The sequence below is a fragment of the Xanthomonas bonasiae genome, from assembly GCF_014836395.1.
In the GTDB taxonomy this organism is placed as follows: domain Bacteria; phylum Pseudomonadota; class Gammaproteobacteria; order Xanthomonadales; family Xanthomonadaceae; genus Xanthomonas_A; species Xanthomonas_A bonasiae.
Window position 1 is genome coordinate 295462 of record NZ_JACSQX010000007.1, and the last position, 17959, is coordinate 313420.

At 68.5% G+C, this 17959-nt stretch carries 20 protein-coding genes; 17 read left to right on the top strand and 3 right to left on the bottom strand.

Going from position 1 to position 17959, the window contains the following annotated elements; genetic code table 11:
• Nucleotides 1-211 precede the first annotated feature (211 nt).
• On the bottom strand, nucleotides 212-643 hold the full coding sequence (locus H9658_RS13535) for an OsmC family protein (RefSeq protein ID WP_191825721.1): 432 nt from the start codon (nucleotides 641-643) through the stop codon (nucleotides 212-214).
• Nucleotides 644-1304: 661 nt separating this feature from the next.
• Between H9658_RS13535 and H9658_RS13540 the strand changes: the two genes are divergently transcribed.
• The 5 genes from H9658_RS13540 to H9658_RS13560 all read left to right on the top strand — a co-directional run bounded on the left by H9658_RS13540 (nucleotide 1305) and on the right by H9658_RS13560 (nucleotide 4412).
• Nucleotides 1305-1703, top strand: coding sequence for an HU family DNA-binding protein (locus tag H9658_RS13540; RefSeq protein ID WP_145708001.1), 399 nt, complete (start codon nucleotides 1305-1307; stop codon nucleotides 1701-1703).
• Nucleotides 1704-1854: 151 nt separating this feature from the next.
• Nucleotides 1855-2553, top strand: coding sequence for a tellurite resistance TerB family protein (locus H9658_RS13545; RefSeq protein ID WP_179566155.1), 699 nt, complete (start codon nucleotides 1855-1857; stop codon nucleotides 2551-2553).
• 4 nt (nucleotides 2554-2557) lie between these two features.
• The gene (locus H9658_RS13550; RefSeq protein ID WP_191825722.1) at nucleotides 2558-3121 is read left to right on the top strand and encodes a M23 family metallopeptidase; all 564 of its coding nucleotides are present in this window, start codon (nucleotides 2558-2560) and stop codon (nucleotides 3119-3121) included.
• A 278-nt stretch (nucleotides 3122-3399) separates the two neighbouring features.
• Complete coding sequence (locus tag H9658_RS13555; protein ID WP_191825723.1) at nucleotides 3400-3699, top strand: DUF3861 family protein; 300 nt, start codon at nucleotides 3400-3402, stop codon at nucleotides 3697-3699.
• A gap of 116 nt (nucleotides 3700-3815) precedes the next feature.
• Nucleotides 3816-4412 (top strand): DUF1439 domain-containing protein, encoded by a 597-nt coding sequence (locus H9658_RS13560; RefSeq protein WP_179566165.1) that lies wholly within the window; start codon nucleotides 3816-3818, stop codon nucleotides 4410-4412.
• 348 nt (nucleotides 4413-4760) lie between these two features.
• On the opposite strand, the gene H9658_RS13565 is transcribed toward H9658_RS13560, so the two are convergent.
• Both H9658_RS13565 and H9658_RS13570 read right to left on the bottom strand, forming a co-directional pair.
• Entirely contained in the window at nucleotides 4761-5306 is a 546-nt protein-coding gene (locus H9658_RS13565) for a type 1 glutamine amidotransferase domain-containing protein (protein WP_191825724.1), read from the bottom strand.
• Between the two features lie 91 nt (nucleotides 5307-5397).
• Nucleotides 5398-5865, bottom strand: coding sequence for an SET domain-containing protein (locus tag H9658_RS13570; RefSeq protein ID WP_191825725.1), 468 nt, complete (start codon nucleotides 5863-5865; stop codon nucleotides 5398-5400).
• 201 nt (nucleotides 5866-6066) lie between these two features.
• Here H9658_RS13570 and H9658_RS13575 point away from each other — a divergent pair, with 201 nt between their 5' ends.
• The 12 genes from H9658_RS13575 (at nucleotide 6067) to H9658_RS13630 (ending at nucleotide 17938) form a co-directional block, all read left to right on the top strand.
• Nucleotides 6067-6525: an SUF system Fe-S cluster assembly regulator gene (locus H9658_RS13575; RefSeq protein ID WP_179566171.1), complete on the top strand. Its 459-nt coding sequence runs from the start codon at nucleotides 6067-6069 to the stop codon at nucleotides 6523-6525.
• 15 nt (nucleotides 6526-6540) lie between these two features.
• Nucleotides 6541-7983 carry a Fe-S cluster assembly protein SufB gene (gene sufB, locus H9658_RS13580; protein ID WP_191825726.1) on the top strand — a complete coding sequence of 481 codons (1443 nt, stop codon included), beginning with the start codon at nucleotides 6541-6543 and terminating at the stop codon, nucleotides 7981-7983.
• 165 nt (nucleotides 7984-8148) lie between these two features.
• The gene (sufC, locus tag H9658_RS13585; RefSeq protein WP_191825727.1) at nucleotides 8149-8913 is read left to right on the top strand and encodes a Fe-S cluster assembly ATPase SufC; all 765 of its coding nucleotides are present in this window, start codon (nucleotides 8149-8151) and stop codon (nucleotides 8911-8913) included.
• Entirely contained in the window at nucleotides 8913-10175 is a 1263-nt protein-coding gene (sufD, locus tag H9658_RS13590) for a Fe-S cluster assembly protein SufD (protein WP_191825728.1), read from the top strand. The genes sufC and sufD overlap by 1 nt, the downstream gene beginning before the upstream one ends.
• The gene (locus H9658_RS13595; RefSeq protein WP_179566180.1) at nucleotides 10172-11425 is read left to right on the top strand and encodes a cysteine desulfurase; all 1254 of its coding nucleotides are present in this window, start codon (nucleotides 10172-10174) and stop codon (nucleotides 11423-11425) included. Before sufD ends, H9658_RS13595 begins: the two co-directional genes overlap by 4 nt.
• 106 nt (nucleotides 11426-11531) lie before the next feature.
• Nucleotides 11532-12068 (top strand): GNAT family N-acetyltransferase, encoded by a 537-nt coding sequence (locus tag H9658_RS13600; RefSeq protein ID WP_053841579.1) that lies wholly within the window; start codon nucleotides 11532-11534, stop codon nucleotides 12066-12068.
• Nucleotides 12065-12397: a non-heme iron oxygenase ferredoxin subunit gene (locus H9658_RS13605; RefSeq protein ID WP_053841580.1), complete on the top strand. Its 333-nt coding sequence runs from the start codon at nucleotides 12065-12067 to the stop codon at nucleotides 12395-12397. The genes H9658_RS13600 and H9658_RS13605 overlap by 4 nt, the downstream gene beginning before the upstream one ends.
• A 300-nt stretch (nucleotides 12398-12697) precedes the next feature.
• Nucleotides 12698-15004: a catecholate siderophore receptor Fiu gene (locus H9658_RS13610; protein ID WP_191825729.1), complete on the top strand. Its 2307-nt coding sequence runs from the start codon at nucleotides 12698-12700 to the stop codon at nucleotides 15002-15004.
• A 67-nt stretch (nucleotides 15005-15071) separates the two neighbouring features.
• A complete protein-coding gene (locus H9658_RS13615; RefSeq protein WP_179566184.1) occupies nucleotides 15072-15764 on the top strand; it encodes a Fe2+-dependent dioxygenase in 693 nt (230 codons plus the stop codon).
• 149 nt (nucleotides 15765-15913) lie between these two features.
• The gene (locus H9658_RS13620; RefSeq protein WP_191825730.1) at nucleotides 15914-16555 is read left to right on the top strand and encodes a PepSY-associated TM helix domain-containing protein; all 642 of its coding nucleotides are present in this window, start codon (nucleotides 15914-15916) and stop codon (nucleotides 16553-16555) included.
• A 34-nt stretch (nucleotides 16556-16589) separates the two neighbouring features.
• Nucleotides 16590-17102: a DUF2271 domain-containing protein gene (locus H9658_RS13625; protein WP_191825731.1), complete on the top strand. Its 513-nt coding sequence runs from the start codon at nucleotides 16590-16592 to the stop codon at nucleotides 17100-17102.
• A 29-nt stretch (nucleotides 17103-17131) separates the two neighbouring features.
• Nucleotides 17132-17938 carry a DUF4198 domain-containing protein gene (locus H9658_RS13630; RefSeq protein ID WP_191825732.1) on the top strand — a complete coding sequence of 269 codons (807 nt, stop codon included), beginning with the start codon at nucleotides 17132-17134 and terminating at the stop codon, nucleotides 17936-17938.
• Nucleotides 17939-17959 lie beyond the last annotated feature (21 nt).

Genomic DNA, 17959 nt, shown 5'->3' on the forward strand with positions numbered 1-17959 from the left:
GGTCCGCGCCGGTGAAACGAGACTGAATTGGGCCCGGTGGACGGCGACTGTTTAGCGCCGCGACAGCTGTTGCCGCAACGGGGGCTTGCGCGTATCGCGACTGGAACCGCTCCCATGCAACGGCAAACGGCCAGGCCGCGCGAGCCGTAGCCGGCATGGCCTGACCGTCGTTTCGGGGAAAAGGCCTGGCGGCACGCGCCAGGCCCAACACTCAGCCCAGTTCGGCTTCCAGGCTGATCGGCACCGCGCTCAGCGCCTTGGACACCGGGCAGTTCTGCTTGGCGTCGTCGGCCAGCGCACGGAACTGCGCCGCCTCGATGTTCGGGACCACGGCCTTGACCTTGAGCCGGATCTGCGACAACTGCGGACCGCCTTCCATCGACAGATCGACCTCGGAGCGCGTGTCCAGCGAGGTCGGCGGGAAGCCCGCCTCGCTGAGCTTGGCCGACAGCGCCATGGTGAAGCAGCCGGCATGCGCGGCGGCGATCAGCTCTTCAGGGTTGGTGCCCTTCTCGTCGCCGAAGCGGCTGCTGAAGGCGTAGCGGGTGTTCTCCAGCAGACCGCTCTGCGGCGTGCTCAGCTGGCCCTTGCCGTTCTTGAGATCGCCTTCCCAATGCGCGGTGGCGTGACGCGAAATGCCCATGCGGTACTCCCGTGGTGAATGAGGCAGGCACGATAGAGCAGCGGGCGTTACGGCCTTGTGCGGCGCAGTACCCGCCGTGGGCGGTGCACATCCGGGCACCGCTGGCGGCGTTGTTGGCGGAGCGCAGCGATGCTCCGCAAGCGATGGCGATCGCTCGCCCGCAGGCGCCGCCGGTCGCCCAGCTCGGCGAACTCGTCGATAGCCGACACCGCGACCAACTCGCCAGGTGGCACGCCCTCTGCGCAGCAACGGCCAGCGCGCGGCGCAACCCGGCGCCTCCACGCACGGCAGCGACCGCGCCGCCTCCGGAGGGTGCGCGCCCAGCCGTGCACATCGGAAGCAGACGGCGACGCGGCGAGTGGGATCGCTGTCCACTGGGCCGGGCAGCCGCCTGCGCACTGGATTCCAGCATTGCCAATGGCCGCGGCGAGGCGGCGGCGATGCCGCTCGCGGCTCGGCATGAACGCTGCGCCTAGCGGCAGCGCGCTGCCGTTTTCCCGGTCCAAATCCGCCCTTGCGGCGAAAAAAAACCCGGCATGGGGCTTTTTCCGCGTCTTTTTGCGGTTTGCCTATTGGCGCGGCGTAGCACATGCCCTACATTTCGCCATGCCGACGGGGTCGGCGCGACCCAACCACCTATCGTTTACGGAATCAGGACATCATGGCAAAGACCGCGAAAAAGGCTGCCCCGAAAAAGGCAGCGAAGAAAGTAGCCACCAAGACCGCCGCCAAGCCGGCCGCTCCCAAGCCGATCAAGGAAGCGCTGAGCAAGTCCGCGCTGGTCGCCCACATCGTCGAAGCCAGCGGCGTCGTCGCCAAGGACGTGCGCGCGGTGATGGCCTCGCTCGAGCACGCCGTGGCCGGCTCGGTCAGCAAGAAGGGCGCCGGTTCGTTCACCCTGCCGGGCCTGCTCAAGATCACCGCCGTCAGCGTGCCGGCCAAGCCGAAGCGCAAGGGCATCAACCCGTTCACCAAGGAAGAGCAGTGGTTCGCCGCCAAGCCGGCCACCACCAAGCTGAAGGTGCGCCCGCTGAAGAAGCTCAAGGACGCCGCGCTCTGAGCAGCGTCGCCTGATCCAGGCAAGCACACCGGACGAGACGGCCTGCGCCGTCTCGTTTTTTTTGCGCGCTCGCCGCCGCCCGCAGCGGGATTGACAGCCCGCTAAGGCGACGCCGGCTATACCGGTGCTTCAATTCGAAAGGAACGCGTGCATGAAGCTACAGGGCTTTCTCGACCAACTGCTGCAATCGGCGCAGGGCGCCGCCGGCCAGGCCATGGCCAAGACCGGCACGTCCGCCTCGGCGGGATCGCCCGCCAGGAGCGGCGGCCTCGGCGGCATGCTCAACGCCGACTTCGGCAAGGGCGCCCTGAGCGGCGGCGCGCTCGGCCTGCTGCTGGGCAAGAACCGCACCACGCGCAAGCTGGCGACCTATGGCGGCCTGGCCGCGATCGGGGTGATGGCCTACCGCGCCTACGGCGACTACAAGCGCCAGCAACTCGGTGCCGCCGCGCCGGAAGAACCGCAGACCCTGGACCGGTTGCCGCCGCTGGAAGTGGAACAGCACAGCCAGGCGATCCTGCGCGCGCTGGTCGCCGCGGCCAAGGCCGACGGCCATATCGACACCCGCGAACGCGAACTGATCGAAGGCGAGTTCACCCGCCTCGACGGCGACGAGGACGTGCAGCGCTGGCTGCACGCGGAACTGGAGAAGCCGCTGGACCCGGCCGAAGTGGCGAAAGCCGCGACGACGCCGGAAATCGCCTCGGAGATGTATCTGGCCAGCCTGCTCGCCGCCGACGAACAGAGCTTCATGGAACGCAGCTACCTGGACGAACTGGCGCGCCAGCTCGGCATCGACGACGCGCTGAAGCAGCAGTTGCAGAAGCAGGCCGGCACGCAGGCTGGCTGAGGCGATGCCGGCAGCGGCGCCCTCGCCTGCGCGGACGCTGCGCCGTTGGCTGCTGCGCTCGACCGCGCTGGCCTGCACGGCGCTCGCGCTGGCCTGGGCCTGGCAGCAGCCGTGGGCGCTGCGTGCGCGGGCCGGTTGGGAACTGGCGCGGCAGCCGCCACCGACCGCGCTGCGCATGCCGGTGCAAGGCGTGGACCCGCGCCGCGTGGCCGCCACCTTCGGCGCGCCGCGCGGTCGCGATCGCCAGCACGCCGGCGTGGACATCTTCGCCCAGCGCGGCACGCCGGTGCTATCGGCCACGCGTGGCATCGTGGTCGCGGTCGCCGAGCGCGGCCTCGGCGGCCGCCAGGTGTGGGTGATGGGTCCGGCCCGACAACGCCATTACTACGCGCATCTGCAGAACTGGGCGCCGGACCTGCAGGTCGGCGACCTGGTCGAGGCTGGCGATCCGCTCGGCACGGTCGGCGACAGCGGCAACGCGCGCGGCACGCCGCCGCATCTGCACTACGGCGTCTATGCCGAGGGCGGTGCCTACGATCCGCTGCCGCTGCTGCGTGCGGCGCGCTGAACGGTCGCGAAGAGGCGTGCCATCGTGTCCAAGGATCTACACCGGGTCCGGCTGGCTGTTCTGCGAGGGAAATGGCAACGCGCCTCTGACGGCCGGATCCACGCCGCGTAGCGCCGATCAGCGGCCGCCATGGCCCAACCCGCACGGCCGTCGCCTGCGGCACGACCGGCGTCCGATGCTTGATGACGCGCCCTGGAACAGAGCGTCGCGGCCATCCCTCTCGTGATAGTGGCGGACGGCGCCTATCTTGGGTCGACCGACCCGCCGTGCGCACGCCCATGACCGCCTCCCAACGCTACCGCATCACCGTCACGCCGATCGAGGCCGACGGGCTGCAATGCCAAGGCCGCTGCGCCATCGAGTTCGAGGCCCGCTGCCGGCAGGACTGGATGCGCCTGCTCGAAGCCGCGCAGCGTCATCCCGGCCTGCATGGCGACGAGCGCGCCGCGCTGACCGTCGGCACGCAACTGCTGCGCGGACTCAGCGAGCGCAGCGACAGCGAGGCGCAGGCCTTGCTGGCACCGCTGCGTCCGGCGCTGGATGCGATCCTGGCGCGGCTGGCGCCGACCGCCGCGTGACCAGCCGGCCCACGCGTTTCCGCAGGCCTGACCGCTCCACCACCCTCCTCCGCTAATCGCGCATTCACCGGCTGCGGTTATGTTGAACCCCTGATTCCGCCAAGGCACCACATCCCATGAAGCTCCGCCTGCTGACCTTGCGCGCCGCCGCGCTGCTGACCCTCGTTGCCGCGACCCAGCTGCAGGCCGAGCCGATGATCCAGGGCAAACAGGTCAGCGTCGGCGCTGCCGATGTGCAGCAGTATCTGGATGGCAGCTTCCCGCAGACGCACAAGGCGCTCGGCGGGCTGGTGAAGATGACCATCCGCGATCCCAAGCTGTCGCTGCCGCCGGGCGACCGGCTGAAGATGCAGTTCGACCTGAGCATGGCCACCGGCGGCGGCGCGCCGACCCCGCTGGGCACGGTGCTGCTGACCAGCGGGCTGCGCTACGAACAGCAGACCCAGGGCTTCCACCTGCAATCGCCGACCATCGACGATTTCCGCCCGGCCGCCAACGGCGGCAAGCTCGACGCCAACACCCGCGAGTTGCTCAACGTCTGGCTGGGCGACTACGCGCGCAAGGAACCGATCTACAAGCTGGATCCGGCGCTAGGCGCGGTGATGGGCAACGTGCAGATCGAATCGGCGGCGGTGGAGAACGGCAAGCTGGTGGTGCACTTCAACCAGGACATCGGCAAGCTGGTGCCGGCCGGCGCGCTGTCGGGGCAGTGAGGCTGCGCTGCGGCGGGTGAGGCGGTGACGCTGCGCGCCGCGGATCAGGGCGAGGGAGAAACCGCGTATTGGCTTCGGTGCGAGTCGCGCGCGACGTCTTGGACGCGACGATTGGCAGGGAGCTCTGCAGGAACCTAACCGGTTGGACAACGTAGGGCGTCTGATGCCGTCTGTCGCGGCTGAAGCCGCTCCTACAGTGCACTTGGTGGACCACTGCTTTTCTGTAGGAGCGGCTTCAGCCGCGACACTGCTCTCGGCCCGAACGCGATCCGACTGTGGCATTCCCCAGTCGGGGCTGCAGAAAAACGGCGGCCCGCAGGCCGCCGTTTGTCGTTGTGGGCGTCGAACTCAGCCCAGCGCCTTGGCCACCGCCGCGGCGAACGCGGGAATGTCGTCCGGCTTGCGGCTGGTGATCAGGTTGCCGTCCACCACCACGTCCGCATCCTGCCAGCGCCCGCCGGCATTGCTCAGGTCGGTCTTCACCGACGGCCACGAGGTCACCTGCTTGTCGCGCACCAGGCCGCTTTCGGCCAGCAGCCAGGGGCCGTGGCAGATCGCCGCGACCGGCTTGCCGGCGCCGGCGAAGGACTGGATGAAACGGATCGCGGTGGCTTCGGTGCGCAGGTTGTCCGGATTGATCACTCCGCCCGGCAGCACCAGCGCGTCGTAGTCGCCGGCATCGGCCTGGGCCAGGCGCTTGTCGACCGGCACGCTGTCGCCCCAGTCCTTCTTGTTCCAGCCGCGGATGCTGGAGGCGTCGCCGGGCGCGATCACATCGACCTGCGCGCCCCACGATTCCAGCAGGCGCTTGGGCTCCTGCAACTCGGACTGTTCGAAGCCGTCGGTAGCCAGGACCGCGACGCGCTTGCCGGACAGGGAAGATGCTGTGCTCATGGGAAACTCCTCTACAGGGGGAGCGTCACCGTAGGAGCGCCGCGGTTGCAGCGTCGTGAGCCGCGCGTCTAGGCCACGTGCAGGTGCGCACTCAGCGCTTGGGCTGCAGCATGGTCCCGGTGCAGTTCCTGGATCCGCAGCGGCACTCCCAGATCTTCTTCAGCCGCGGCGTATGCCGTTCGCCCAGGGTGATGCCGTAGTTGTAGGTCAGTTCCTCGCCCGGCTTGATGGCGCGCAACGTCTCGATCACCACCTTGTCCTGGCGCCGGTCGTCGCCTTCGGCCTCGATGATCACCGCCTCGCAGTTGGGCGCGCAGCTGTGGTTGATCCAGCGCGCGTCGTTGCCTTCGTAGTTGGCGTCGATCACGTAGTCGTCGCTGAGGGTGAACAGGAAGGTGTGCCCGGTCTCGACATCGCCGGCCTCGTCGCGGTCCACTTCGGCATGGGTGCGGCGGCGGCCCTTGTACTCGATGACCCGCTCGCCTTTCTTGAGCGGCAGCACGGCGAACACGCCATTGCCATGGATGCGGGACTTGCGGGCGGCGATCTTGCGGGGCATGCGGCGGTCCGGAACGGGAAAGCGCTGATTCTGGCGCACATCGGCGGCGATCCCAAGCCCTTCCGATCGCGCCAGGCAGCAGCACCGGGGCTGTAGGCGGCAGCGATCGCAGCGATCGCGAAAAACATGAACGGGCGGCTTGGACGCCGGCGCCGCGAAAGCGTACAATTTCGGTCCGCATTGAATTCCGGCCGTTGCCCCATGCTCCGCGTCACCAAGTTGACCGATTACGCCACCGTCGTGCTGACCGTGCTCGCCGCGCGTCCCGGCGAGGTGCTGAGCGCGACCGAACTGGCCGAGCAGTCCGGGCTGGAGCCGCCCACCGTCAGCAAGCTGCTCAAGCCGCTGGCCCAGGCCGGGCTGGTCGAGGGCCTGCGCGGCGTGCACGGCGGCTACCGGCTGGCGCGCCCGGCCGACGCCATCACCCTGATCCAGATCGTCGAGGCAATGGAAGGCCCGCTGGCGATCACCGAATGCAGCCACCAGGAAAGCCAGTGCAGCATCGCGCAGAAATGCGGCGTGCGTTCCAACTGGCGGCTGATCAACGACGTGGTCGCCGATGCGCTGCGCGGCGTGACCCTGGCGCAGATGCTGCACCCGCTTCCCTCTTCCGGCGAAACCAGACGGCGTCCGATCGCCGTGCGTTTCGCGACCACCTGACTGTAGGCAGCCCCCATGGCCACCGAAAACGCTGAAATCCTGGAACGGCTGGGACGTCGCTACGACGCCGGCTTCATTACCGACATCGAATCCGACGCGTTCCTGCCCGGCTTGAACGAAGACGTCGTGCGCGCCCTGTCCGTCAAGAAAGACGAGCCGGAGTGGATGACCGAGTGGCGCCTGGCCGCCTACCGGCACTGGCTGAAGATGCCGATGCCGCACTGGGCCAAGCTCAACATCGCGCCGATCGATTTCCAGGCGCTGAGCTACTACTCCGCGCCCAAGGGCCCCAAGTACGCCTCGCTGGACGACGTGCCCAAGGAACTGCTGGACACCTACGACAAGCTCGGCGTGCCGCTGCACGAGCGCGCCAAGCTGGCCGGTGTGGCGGTGGACGCGGTGTTCGACTCGGTCTCGGTCGGCACCACCTTCCGCAAGGAACTGGCCGAGAAGGGCGTGATCTTCTGCTCGATGTCCGAGGCGATCAAGGAACATCCGGAGATCGTCAAGCAGTACCTGGGCAGCGTGGTGCCGGTCGGCGACAACTACTTCGCCGCGCTCAATTCGGCGGTGTTCTCCGACGGCAGCTTCGTGTTCATTCCCAAGGGCGTGCGCTGCCCGATGGAACTGAGCACCTACTTCCGCATCAACGCCGGCCACACCGGCCAGTTCGAGCGCACCTTGATCGTGTGCGAGGACAAGGCCTACGTGTCCTACCTGGAAGGCTGCACCGCGCCGATGCGCGACGAGAACCAGCTGCATGCGGCGGTGGTCGAGCTGGTGGTGCTGGAAGACGCCGAGATTAAGTATTCGACCGTGCAGAACTGGTACCCGGGCGACGAGAACGGCGTCGGCGGCATCTACAACTTCGTGACCAAGCGCGGCGAATGCCGTGGCGCGCGCAGCAAGATCACCTGGACCCAGGTCGAGACCGGTTCGGCGATCACCTGGAAGTATCCCTCCTGCGTGCTGCTCGGCGACGACTCGGTCGGCGAGTTCCACTCGGTGGCGCTGACCCATCACCGCCAGCAGGCCGATACCGGCACCAAGATGATCCACATCGGCAAGCGCACCAAGAGCAAGATCGTCAGCAAGGGCATCAGCGCCGGCCGCGGCCAGAACACCTACCGCGGCCTGGTCAAGGTGGAGCGCAGCGCCGAGGGCGCGCGCAACTACACCCAGTGCGATTCGCTGCTGATCGGCAAGCAGTGCGGCGCGCACACCTTCCCGTACATCGAGGTCAAGCATCCCACCGCCACGGTCGAGCACGAGGCCACCACCTCCAAGATCAGCGACGACCAGCTGTTCTACTGCCGCGCCCGCGGCATCGACCAGGAAAACGCGGTGTCGATGATCGTCGACGGCTTCTGCAAGCAGGTGTTCCGCGAACTGCCGATGGAGTTCGCGGTGGAAGCCAAGAAGCTGCTCGAAGTCTCGCTGGAAGGCAGCGTCGGCTGACGCCTTACCCTTCTCCCACCGGGAGAAGGTGGCGCGAAGCGCCGGATGAGGGTACGGGCGAAGCCTCGCGTCCCCAAATCCACGAGACGCTTCGCGCCGTACCCTCACCCCAACCCCTCTCCCGGCGGGAGAGGGGCTACACAAGAATTCTGACGGATCATCTGCATGCTCAACATCGAAAACCTCCACGCTTCCGTCGCCGGCAAGGACATCCTCAAGGGCCTGTCGCTGCAGGTGCAGCCCGGCCAGGTGCACGCCATCATGGGTCCCAACGGCGCCGGCAAATCCACGCTGGGCAATATCCTCGCCGGCCGCGACGGCTACGAAGTGACCCAGGGCAGCGTGCGCTTCGAAGACCGCGACCTGCTCGAGCTGGAACCGGAAGAACGCGCCGCCGCCGGCGTGTTCCTGGCCTTCCAGTACCCGGTGGAAATCCCCGGGGTCAACAACACCTACTTCCTGCGCGCCGCGCTCAACGCGCAGCGCAAGGCGCGCGGCGAGGCCGAACTGGATTCGATGCAGTTCCTGAAGCTGGTGCGGCAGAAGCTCGCCGTGCTGCACCTGAAGGACGAACTGCTGCACCGCGGCGTCAACGAGGGTTTCTCCGGCGGCGAGAAGAAGCGCAACGAGATCTTCCAGCTGGCGGTGCTGGAGCCGAAGCTGGCGATCCTCGACGAGACCGACAGCGGCCTGGACATCGACGCGCTGAAGACCGTCGCCGAAGGCGTCAACGCGCTGCGTTCGCCCGACCGCGCGTTCCTGGTCATCACCCACTACCAGCGCCTGCTCGACTACATCAAGCCGGACGTGGTGCACGTGCTGGCCGACGGCCGCATCGTGCAGAGCGGCGGCCCGGAACTGGCGCTGGAACTGGAAGCGCATGGCTACGCATGGTTGAAGGACCGTGTGGCGCCGGAGGCGACGGTCTGATGAGCGCCCTGCTCGACTCCCTGGCGGCCGCCTTCCACGGCGACGGCGCACGCCGCGCGCCGCTGGAACAGGCGCTGCGCGACGGCCTGCCCGGCCCGCGCAGCGAGGCGTGGAAGTACACCTCGCTGCGTGCGCTGGAGCGGCGCAGCTTCAGCCCGGCGCCGAGCGCGGCGCCCGCCGTGGATGCGGCCATCGTCGACGGCATTCCTGCGCCGCGGCTGGTGTTCGTCAACGGCCGCGCCAGCGATGCGCTGTCCGATCTGGCCGGCCTGCCGGCCGGGGTCGAACTGCAGCGCCTGTCCACGATCCTGCGCAGCGGCGACGATGCGATGCGCTTCCTCGGCCGCCGCTTCGAGCGCAGCGACGAAGTGTTCGCCCAGCTCAACGCCGCGCTGGCCGACGAAGGCAGCGTGCTGCGCGTGGATGCCGGCGTGCAGGCCGCGGTGCCGCTGCACCTGGTGTTCGTGTCCACCGCCGGCGCCGGCGACCATGCCTGGCACCATCGCCACCTGATCGAACTGCGCCAGGACGCGGCGCTGTCGCTGGTCGAGCATCACCTGCACCTGGGAGAGGCCGCGCACCTGAGCAACACCCTGGCGCACGTGCACCTGGCCGCCGGCGCGCAGCTGACCCACGCGCGGGTGCAGGCGGACGCGTCCGGCGTCACCGCGCTGCTGCGCACCGATGCGGTGCTGGCGCGCGACGCGCAGTACCGGCGCATCGACCTGGAGCTGGGCGGCGCGCTGTCGCGGCACGAGCTCAACGTCCGCCTGGAAGGCGACAACGCGCGGCTGGTCGCCAACGGCGTGCTGCTCGGCAACGGCCGCCGCCAGATCGACACCCGCCTGGGCATCGAGCACATCGCCCGCGACACCGCCTGCGAACTGCTGTGGCGCGGCGTGGCCGCGGCGCGCAGCCGGGTGGTGTTCCATGGCGGCATCCACATCCGCCAGGGCGCCGACGGCAGCGATGCCAACCTGTCGAACAAGAACCTGCTGCTGTCCGCCGATGCCGAGATCGATACCCAACCGGTGCTGGTGATCGACGCCGACGAGGTCAAGGCCGCGCACGGCGCCACCGTCGGCCAGCTCGACGCCAATGCGCTGTTCTACCTGCGCTCGCGCGGGCTGCCGCGCGAGCGTGCGCAGCAGCTGCTGACCGCCGCGTTCTGCCGCGAACCGCTGCGCGTGCTGGATGCATCGCTGAGCGAATTCCTGGTCGCGCGCCTGGACCAGGCGCTGGCCGCCGCGGGCGTGGCATGAGCAGCGTCGCCCCGCACAAGACCGCGCCGGACCAGGCGCCGGACTGGGACAAGGTCCGCAGCGATTTCCCGCTGCTGATGCGACAGGTGCACGGCAAGCCGCTGATCTATTTCGACAACGCCAACACCGGGCAGAAGCCGCTGCAGGTGATCGCGGCGCTGGACGAGTTCTACCGGCGCTACAACGCCAACGTCAGCCGCGCGGTGCACGCGCTGGGCACCGAGGCCACCGACGCCTACGAGGGCGCGCGCAACAAGCTGGCGCGCTTCCTCAACGTGCGCGCCGACGAGCTGGTGCTGTGCAGCGGCACCACCTTCGCGATCAACCTGGTGGCCTATTCGTGGGCCTTGCCGCGGCTCAAGGCCGGCGACAGCATCCTGGTGTCGCGGATGGAGCACCACGCCAACATCGTGCCGTGGCAACTGGTCGCGCAGCGCACCGGCGCCACCATCAAGGTCGCCGAGATCACCGCCGACGGCGCGCTGGACCTGGACGCGCTGCGCAAGGCGATGACCCCGGACGTGAAGCTGCTGGCGCTGACCCACGTGTCCAACGTGCTGGGCACGGTCAATCCGGTGCGCGAGATCTGCCGCGAGGCGCGCAAGCGCGGCATCGTCAGCGTCATCGACGGCTCGCAGGCCGCGCCGCACCGCGCCCTGGACGTGGCCGCGATCGGCTGCGACTTCTACGCCATCACCGGACACAAGATGTGCGGCCCTACCGGCACCGGCGCGCTGTGGGCGCGGCGCGAGCATCTGCAGGCGATGCCGCCGTTCATCGGCGGCGGCGAGATGATCAAGGAAGTCAGCTTCGACGGCACCGTGTTCAACGATCCGCCGCACAAGTTCGAAGCCGGCACCCCCAACATCGCCGGCTTCGTCGGCCTGGGCGCGGCGGTGGACTACCTGACCGGGCTGGGCCTGGAACACGTGGAAGCGCGCGAGACCGAACTGCTGGCGCATTTCACCGAGGAACTGCAGAAGATCGACGGCCTGCGCATCTTCGGCACCGCGCCGGGCAAGGCCGCGGTGGTGTCGTTCCTGGTCGAGGGCGCGCACGCCCACGACCTGGCCACGCTGCTGGATCTGGAAGGCGTGGCGGTGCGCTCCGGCCAGCACTGCGCGCACCCGCTGCTGCAGTTCTACGGCGTCGCCGCCACCTGCCGCGCCTCGCTGGCGTTCTACAACACCCACGCCGAGATCGAGCGCTTCGTGGCGGCGTTGCTGAAGGTGCGCAAGCTGTTGATGTGATTGGAGCCGGGATTGGGGATTCGGTATTGGGGATTCGCAAAAGCGCTGCCTTGGCGAATCCCCAATCTCCACTCCCGAATCCCGGCCGCCAGGCTAAAATCGGCCCATGCACACCCTCACCTTCCGCACCGCCACCGTCGCCGATCTCGACGCCATCGCCGCCCTGGTCACCTCGGCCTATCGCGGCGACAGCAGCCGCATCGGCTGGACCACCGAAGCCGACCTGCTCGACGGCAACCGCATCGACCGCGAGGTGCTGCGCGCCGACATCCTGCGCCCGCGCAGCCTGGTGCTGCTGGCCGAGCGCGACGGCGACCTGATCGCCTGCGCGCACATCGCCGACGACGACGGCGCCGGCTATTTCGGCATGTTCTCGGTGCAGCCGCAGGCGCAGGGCGGCGGCCTGGGCAAGACCGTGCTGGCCGAGGCCGAACGCATCGCCTGGCAGGAATGGCAGCTGCCGGTGATGCGGATGGCGGTGATCGACGTGCGCGACGAACTGATCGCCTTCTACGAGCGCCGCGGCTACCGCCGCACCGGGATCAAGAAACCCTTCCCCTACGGCGACGCACGCTTCGGCGCGCCCAAACGCGACGACCTGCGCTTCGAAGTGCTGGAAAAACCGCTGGGCGGCGCCGCATGAGCGAGACCTGGACCTTCGTCTGCGCCGACGGCGCGCTGGCGCCGGGCGAGACCGCGACGGTGTGGGACGAAGTCACCGCCACCCCGATCGTGGTGTTCAACCTCGACGGCACCTTCTACGCGTTGGAGGACCGCTGCAGCCACGAGGACTACGAGTTGTCCCCCGGCACCTTCGATGCCGCCGCCGGCAGCATCGAATGCCTGCTGCACGGTGCCCGTTTCGACATCCGCGACGGCCGTCCGTTGTGCGCACCGGCCTACAGTCCGGTGCCCAAGTTCCCGGTGAAGTCCGAACACGGCGGACTGTGGACCCGCGACGACCGCGACTGAGCGCGCCGCTGCGCTCGCCCCCTAAAATCTTTATCTTTCAAATATCTACAGCGGAACAAGCTGCTTGCGCGGCGATCCCGGGAGCAGCGCCACCGGCCGCCATGTAACGCAATGTAACGAAAGCTATTGCAAATAATTCGCATTTGCGCGGAAATAGATGTGATGTCCGCGTTAAGCGGCCAGCGGCAGCCGGTCCATCCGGCCACCCTCCGACCTTTCGCACGCGCTTCCCTGTCCTTGCGGACACGGCGGCAGCGTGCGCGGCGGACCGCCCTTCCATCCTGCATAGCCGAACCCTCCATGACCTCCCCGATCAAGAGCCGCAAGCACGCCGTTTCCCGCCAGGTCTCCGCGCAGACCCTCACCGCCGCCGCACTGCTGAGCGGCCTGAGCCTGCTGTCCGCTCCGGCGCTGGCCGCCGATGCCGCGGCTGCCGACCAGCCCACCACCCTGGACAAGGTCGACGTGGAAGCGCAGCGCGCCAAGCGCTACCTGGTGGAAACCCCGGACTCGCCCAAGTTCACCCAGCCGCTGATCGACACCCCGCAGACGATCAACGTGATCAGCAAGGACCTGTTCAACGAACAGGGCGCCACCACGCTGACCGAGGCGCTGCGCAACAGCCCGGGCGTGGGCACCTTCTACGTCGGCGAGAACGGCAACACCACCACCGGCGATGCGATCTACATGCGCGGCTTCGACAGCTCCAGCAGCATCTTCGTCGACGGCGTGCGCGACCTGGGCTCGATCTCGCGCGATGTGTTCAACATCGAGCAGATCGAGGTCGAGAAGGGCCCGGCCGGCACCGACAACGGCCGCAGCGCGCCGACCGGCGCGATCAACCTGGTGACCAAGCAGGCGAACCTGACCGATGCTGTCAGCGGCACGCTGTCCGGCGGCAGCGACAACCAGCGCCGCGTCACCGCGGACTGGAACCAGGCGCTGGGCGCCAGCAGCGCGCTGCGGGTCAACGTCATGGGCCAGGACAGCGATGCGATCGGCCGCGACCACGTCAACAACAAGCGCTGGGGCCTGGCCTCGTCGCTGGTGTTCGGTCTCGGCAGCGACACCCGTTATTACTTCGACCTGCTGTACGTGAAGCAGGACAACGTGCCCGACGGCGGCGTGCCGACCTTCGGCCTGCCCGGCTACACCTCGCCCGATCCGGCGCGTCCCTGGCTGACCAACGCCCCGCGCGTGGACAGCGAGAACTTCTACGGCACCCGCTACGACCACGACGACGTGACCGCGAAGATGGCGACCTTCCGCTTCGAGCACGACTTCTCCGACACGGTCAAGCTGACCAACACCGCGCGCTGGGGCCGCAACGAACAGGACTACCTGCTGTTCGCGTTCATGCCCAACACCGCCAACCTGCGCACGCCGAACCCCGCCGACACCTCGACCTGGACGGTGGCGCGCAGCCTGCCCACGTTCAAGGACCAGCAGTACACCATCCTCACCGACCAGCTGAACCTGCGCGTGGACTTCGCCACCGGCGCGGTCCAGCACAACCTCAGCACCGGCGTGGAAGCCGCGCGCGAGGAGCTGCAGAGCTGGGGCCACAACATCGTCAACCGCGCTGCCTGGCTGGCGGCCAACCCGGCCAACGTCTACGCCCCGGACTGGAACACCACGCCGCTGCTCACCGCGCGCAACGGCGCGCACAGCAAGGGCACCACCACCACGTTCTCGGCCTACGCCTTCGACACGCTGAAGTTCGGCGACAGCTTCCTGGTCACCGCCGGCGTGCGCGCCGACCGCTACAAGACCGACTTCAACAGCCTGACCTGCACCACCGCCACCTCCACCGCCGTGCCCTGCACCACCGCGGTCGGCGTGGACGCGGACGTGTCCGATACGCTGTTCAGCTGGAAGCTCGGCGCGGTCTACAAGGCGGCCGACAACGTCAGCCTGTACGCCAACTACGCGATCTCGCAGCAGCCTCCCGGCGGCAGCTCGCTGGAACTGAGCGCGTCGGCCAACAACGCCAACAATCCGAGCTTCGACCCGCAGAAGGCCAAGACCGCCGAAGTCGGCACCAAGTGGAACTTCCTGGACGACAACCTGTTCGTGACCATGGCGCTGTTCCGCACCGACGTCAGCAACGAGATCGCGCAGGGCAGCGACGGGCTGTACTACCAGACCGGCGAGAAGCAGGTGCAGGGCGTGGAACTGTCGGCGGTCGGCAAGCTCAGCGACAACTGGTCGATCTCCACCGGCTACACCAAGCTCGACGCGCAGGTGAAGCAAGGCGCCAAGGTGTCGCAGGACGGCAGCATGGACCTGGCCTACACCCCGGACAGCGCGTTCACCGCGTGGACCACGTACACCCTGCCGTTCGGCCTGACCGTCGGCGGCGGCGCCCGCTACTCCGGCGAGATGAAGCGCGGCACCGACGGCGCGGTGGGCACGCCGACCCTGGTGAAGTCGTATACGGTATGGGACGCGGTCGTGACCTACCCGATCAACGACCACTTCAACCTGCGCCTGAACGTGTACAACGTGTTCGACAAGGACTACGTCGCGGCCATCAACAAGAGCGGCTTCCGCTACACGCCCGGCGCGCCGCGCTCGGCGATGCTGAGCGCCGAAATCAAGTTCTGACCGCCGCTTCGTCCATCCATGCGCAGCGGCCGCCTTCGCTCGAAGGCGGCCGCTGCCGGAGCGCCCCATGCTGCTGCACATCCCCGATATCCTCAGCGCCGACGAAGTGGCGCGCTTCCGCCAGGCGCTCGACGGCGCAGACTGGACCGACGGCCGCGAGACGGTCGGCGCGCAAGGCGCGCAGGTCAAGCGCAACCTGCAACTGCCCGACGCCTCGCCGCTCAAGCACGAACTCGGCCAGGCTGTGCTCAACGCGCTGGCGCGCAGCCCGCTGTATTTCGCCGCCGCGCTGCCGCTGCGCACGATCCCGCCGCGCTTCAACCGTTACGAGGGCGGCGGCGAGTACGGTTTCCACGTCGATGGTTCGGTGATGACCCTGGCCGCCAGCGCCACGCAGCCGGCGCTGACCCTGCGCACCGATCTGTCCTGCACCCTGTTCCTGTGCGAACCGGAGGAGTACGACGGCGGCGAACTGGTCATCAGCGACACCTACGGCGAGCACGAGGTGAAGCTGCCGGCGGGCGACCTGATCCTGTATCCGTCGAGCAGCCTGCACCGCGTGCTGCCGGTGACCCGCGGCGCGCGCCTGGCCTCGTTCTTCTGGGTGCAGAGCCTGGTGCGCGACGCCAGCCGGCGGCAGTTGCTGTTCGAGCTGGACACCTCGATCCAGGCGCTGACCGCAACCAAGGCCGACGCCGCGGCGCTGCTGCGGCTGAGCAACGTCTACCACAACCTGTTGCGCGACTGGTCCGAGACCTGACCCGGGCGGTCAACCGGGACGGCGCCGCTGCGTTTGAGGTGTAGCCCGACCATTGCCGGGCCGCATCTGCGGCGGCAGCACCGCCGCAATTGCGACTAATTCTCATTTATGTAGAATGCATCCCGCCCTACTTCGATTCGACCGCCGCGTTGTCCGACTCCTCCTCTCCCGATCTGGCCACGGCGCAGCAGCGCCGCGGTTTCTGGCTGCGCACGCTGCACCAGTGGCACTGGATCAGCTCGGCGCTGTGCCTGATCGGCATGCTGGTGTTCGCCGCTACCGGGCTGACCCTCAACCACGCCGCGCGCATCGAGGCCAAGCCGCAGGTGCTCAATCGCACGACGCAGCTGCCGGCCACGTTGCTGCAGCGGCTCGGCGCCCATGCCGATGGCGACGCGCCGCTGCCGCGGCCGGTGTCGGCCTGGCTGGAACGCGAACTGGCGCTGAGCCTGGGCCGGCAACCGGCCGAGTGGTCGGCCGACGAGGTGTACCTGGCGCTGCCCGGTCCCGGCCGCGATGCCTGGCTGAGCATCGACCGCAGCAGCGGCGCGGTCGAGTACGAACGCACCGACCGCGGCTGGATCTCCTATTTCAACGACCTGCACAAGGGCCGCAATGCCGGCCCGGCGTGGGGCTGGTTCATCGACCTGTTCGCGGTGGCCTGCCTGGTGTTCTGCATCACCGGCCTGTTCCTGCTGCAGCTGCATGCGCGGCAGCGGCGCTTGACCTGGCCGCTGGTCGGGCTGGGCCTGCTGATTCCGCTGCTGATCGCACTGCTGCTGATCCACTGATCCGATCCACCTCTTTCACCCCATGGAGCCTCGCATGCGCGTCACCCTGACCATCGCCCTGAGCGGCCTGCTGTCGATGCCCGCGTATGCGGCCACGCTGGAACTGGACGTGGAGATTCCCAAGCTCAACGTCGCCGAATACCACCGCCCCTATGTCGCGATCTGGGTGGAAGGCGCCGACCAGCAGGTCGCGCGCAACCTGGCGGTCTGGTACCAGTCCAAGGACACCGCCGAAGGCCACGGCACCAAGTGGCTGCCGGACCTGCGCCAGTGGTGGCGGCGCAGCGGGCGCACGCTGCAGATGCCGGTGGACGGCGTCAGCGGCCCGACCCGCCCGGCCGGCAAGCACGCGCTGACGTTCACCGACGCGCAGCAGCTCAAGGGCCTGGCGCCGGGCCAGTACACGCTGGTGGTCGAGGCGGTCCGCGAAGTCGGCGGCCGCGAGCTGCTGAAGATCCCGTTCGCGTGGCCGGCCAAGGCCGGCGCAACCGGCAGCGCGCAAGGCAGCAGCGAACTGGGCGCGGTGCGCCTGAGCGTCAAGCCGTGATTCCCTCTTTCGTCGCAAGGAGCAAGTCCATGAAGCGTTCTTTCGTGCTGGCATTGGCCATCGCCGCAGTGCTGCCGTTCTCCGCCCTCGCCCACAAGGCCTGGCTGCAACCCTCGCAGACCGTGCTCGCCGGCGAGCGGCCGTGGATCACCGTCGATGCGGCGGTGTCCAACGACCTGTTCTACTTCAACCACGTGCCGCTGCGCCTGGACAACCTGGTCATCACCGCGCCCGACGGCAGCGCCGTGCAGCCGCAGAACCCGGCCACCGGCAAGTACCGCAGCGTGTTCGACGTGGAACTGGCGCAGACCGGCACCTACCGCCTGGCCCTGGTCAACGACGGCGTGTTCGCGAACTGGAACGAGAACGGCCAGCGCAAGCGCTGGCGCGGCAACGCCGCCAGCTTCGCCAGCGAAGTGCCGAAGGGCGCGAAGGATCTGCAGGTGTCGCAGTCGCTGGGCCGGGTGGAAACCTTCGTCACCAACGGCGCACCCAACCAGACCGCGCTCAAGCCCAGCGGCCGCGGCCTGGAACTGGTGCCGGTGACCCATCCCAACGACCTGTTCGCTGGCGAGAAGGCCACCTTCAAGCTGCACATCGACGGCAAGCCGGCGCCCGGGCTGGACGTGGAGATCGTGCGCGGCGGCACCCGCTACCGCAACGCGCAGGACGAACTGAAGCTCACCACCGACGCGCAGGGCAGCTTCAGCGTGACCTGGCCGGAAGCGGGCATGTACTGGCTGGAAACCAGCAGCGAGGACACCAAGACCTCGATGCCGCAGGCCAAGCAGCGCCGACTCAGCTACGTGGCGACGCTGGAAGTGCTGCCGCAGTGACGGCGACAGCGCGCACGCCCT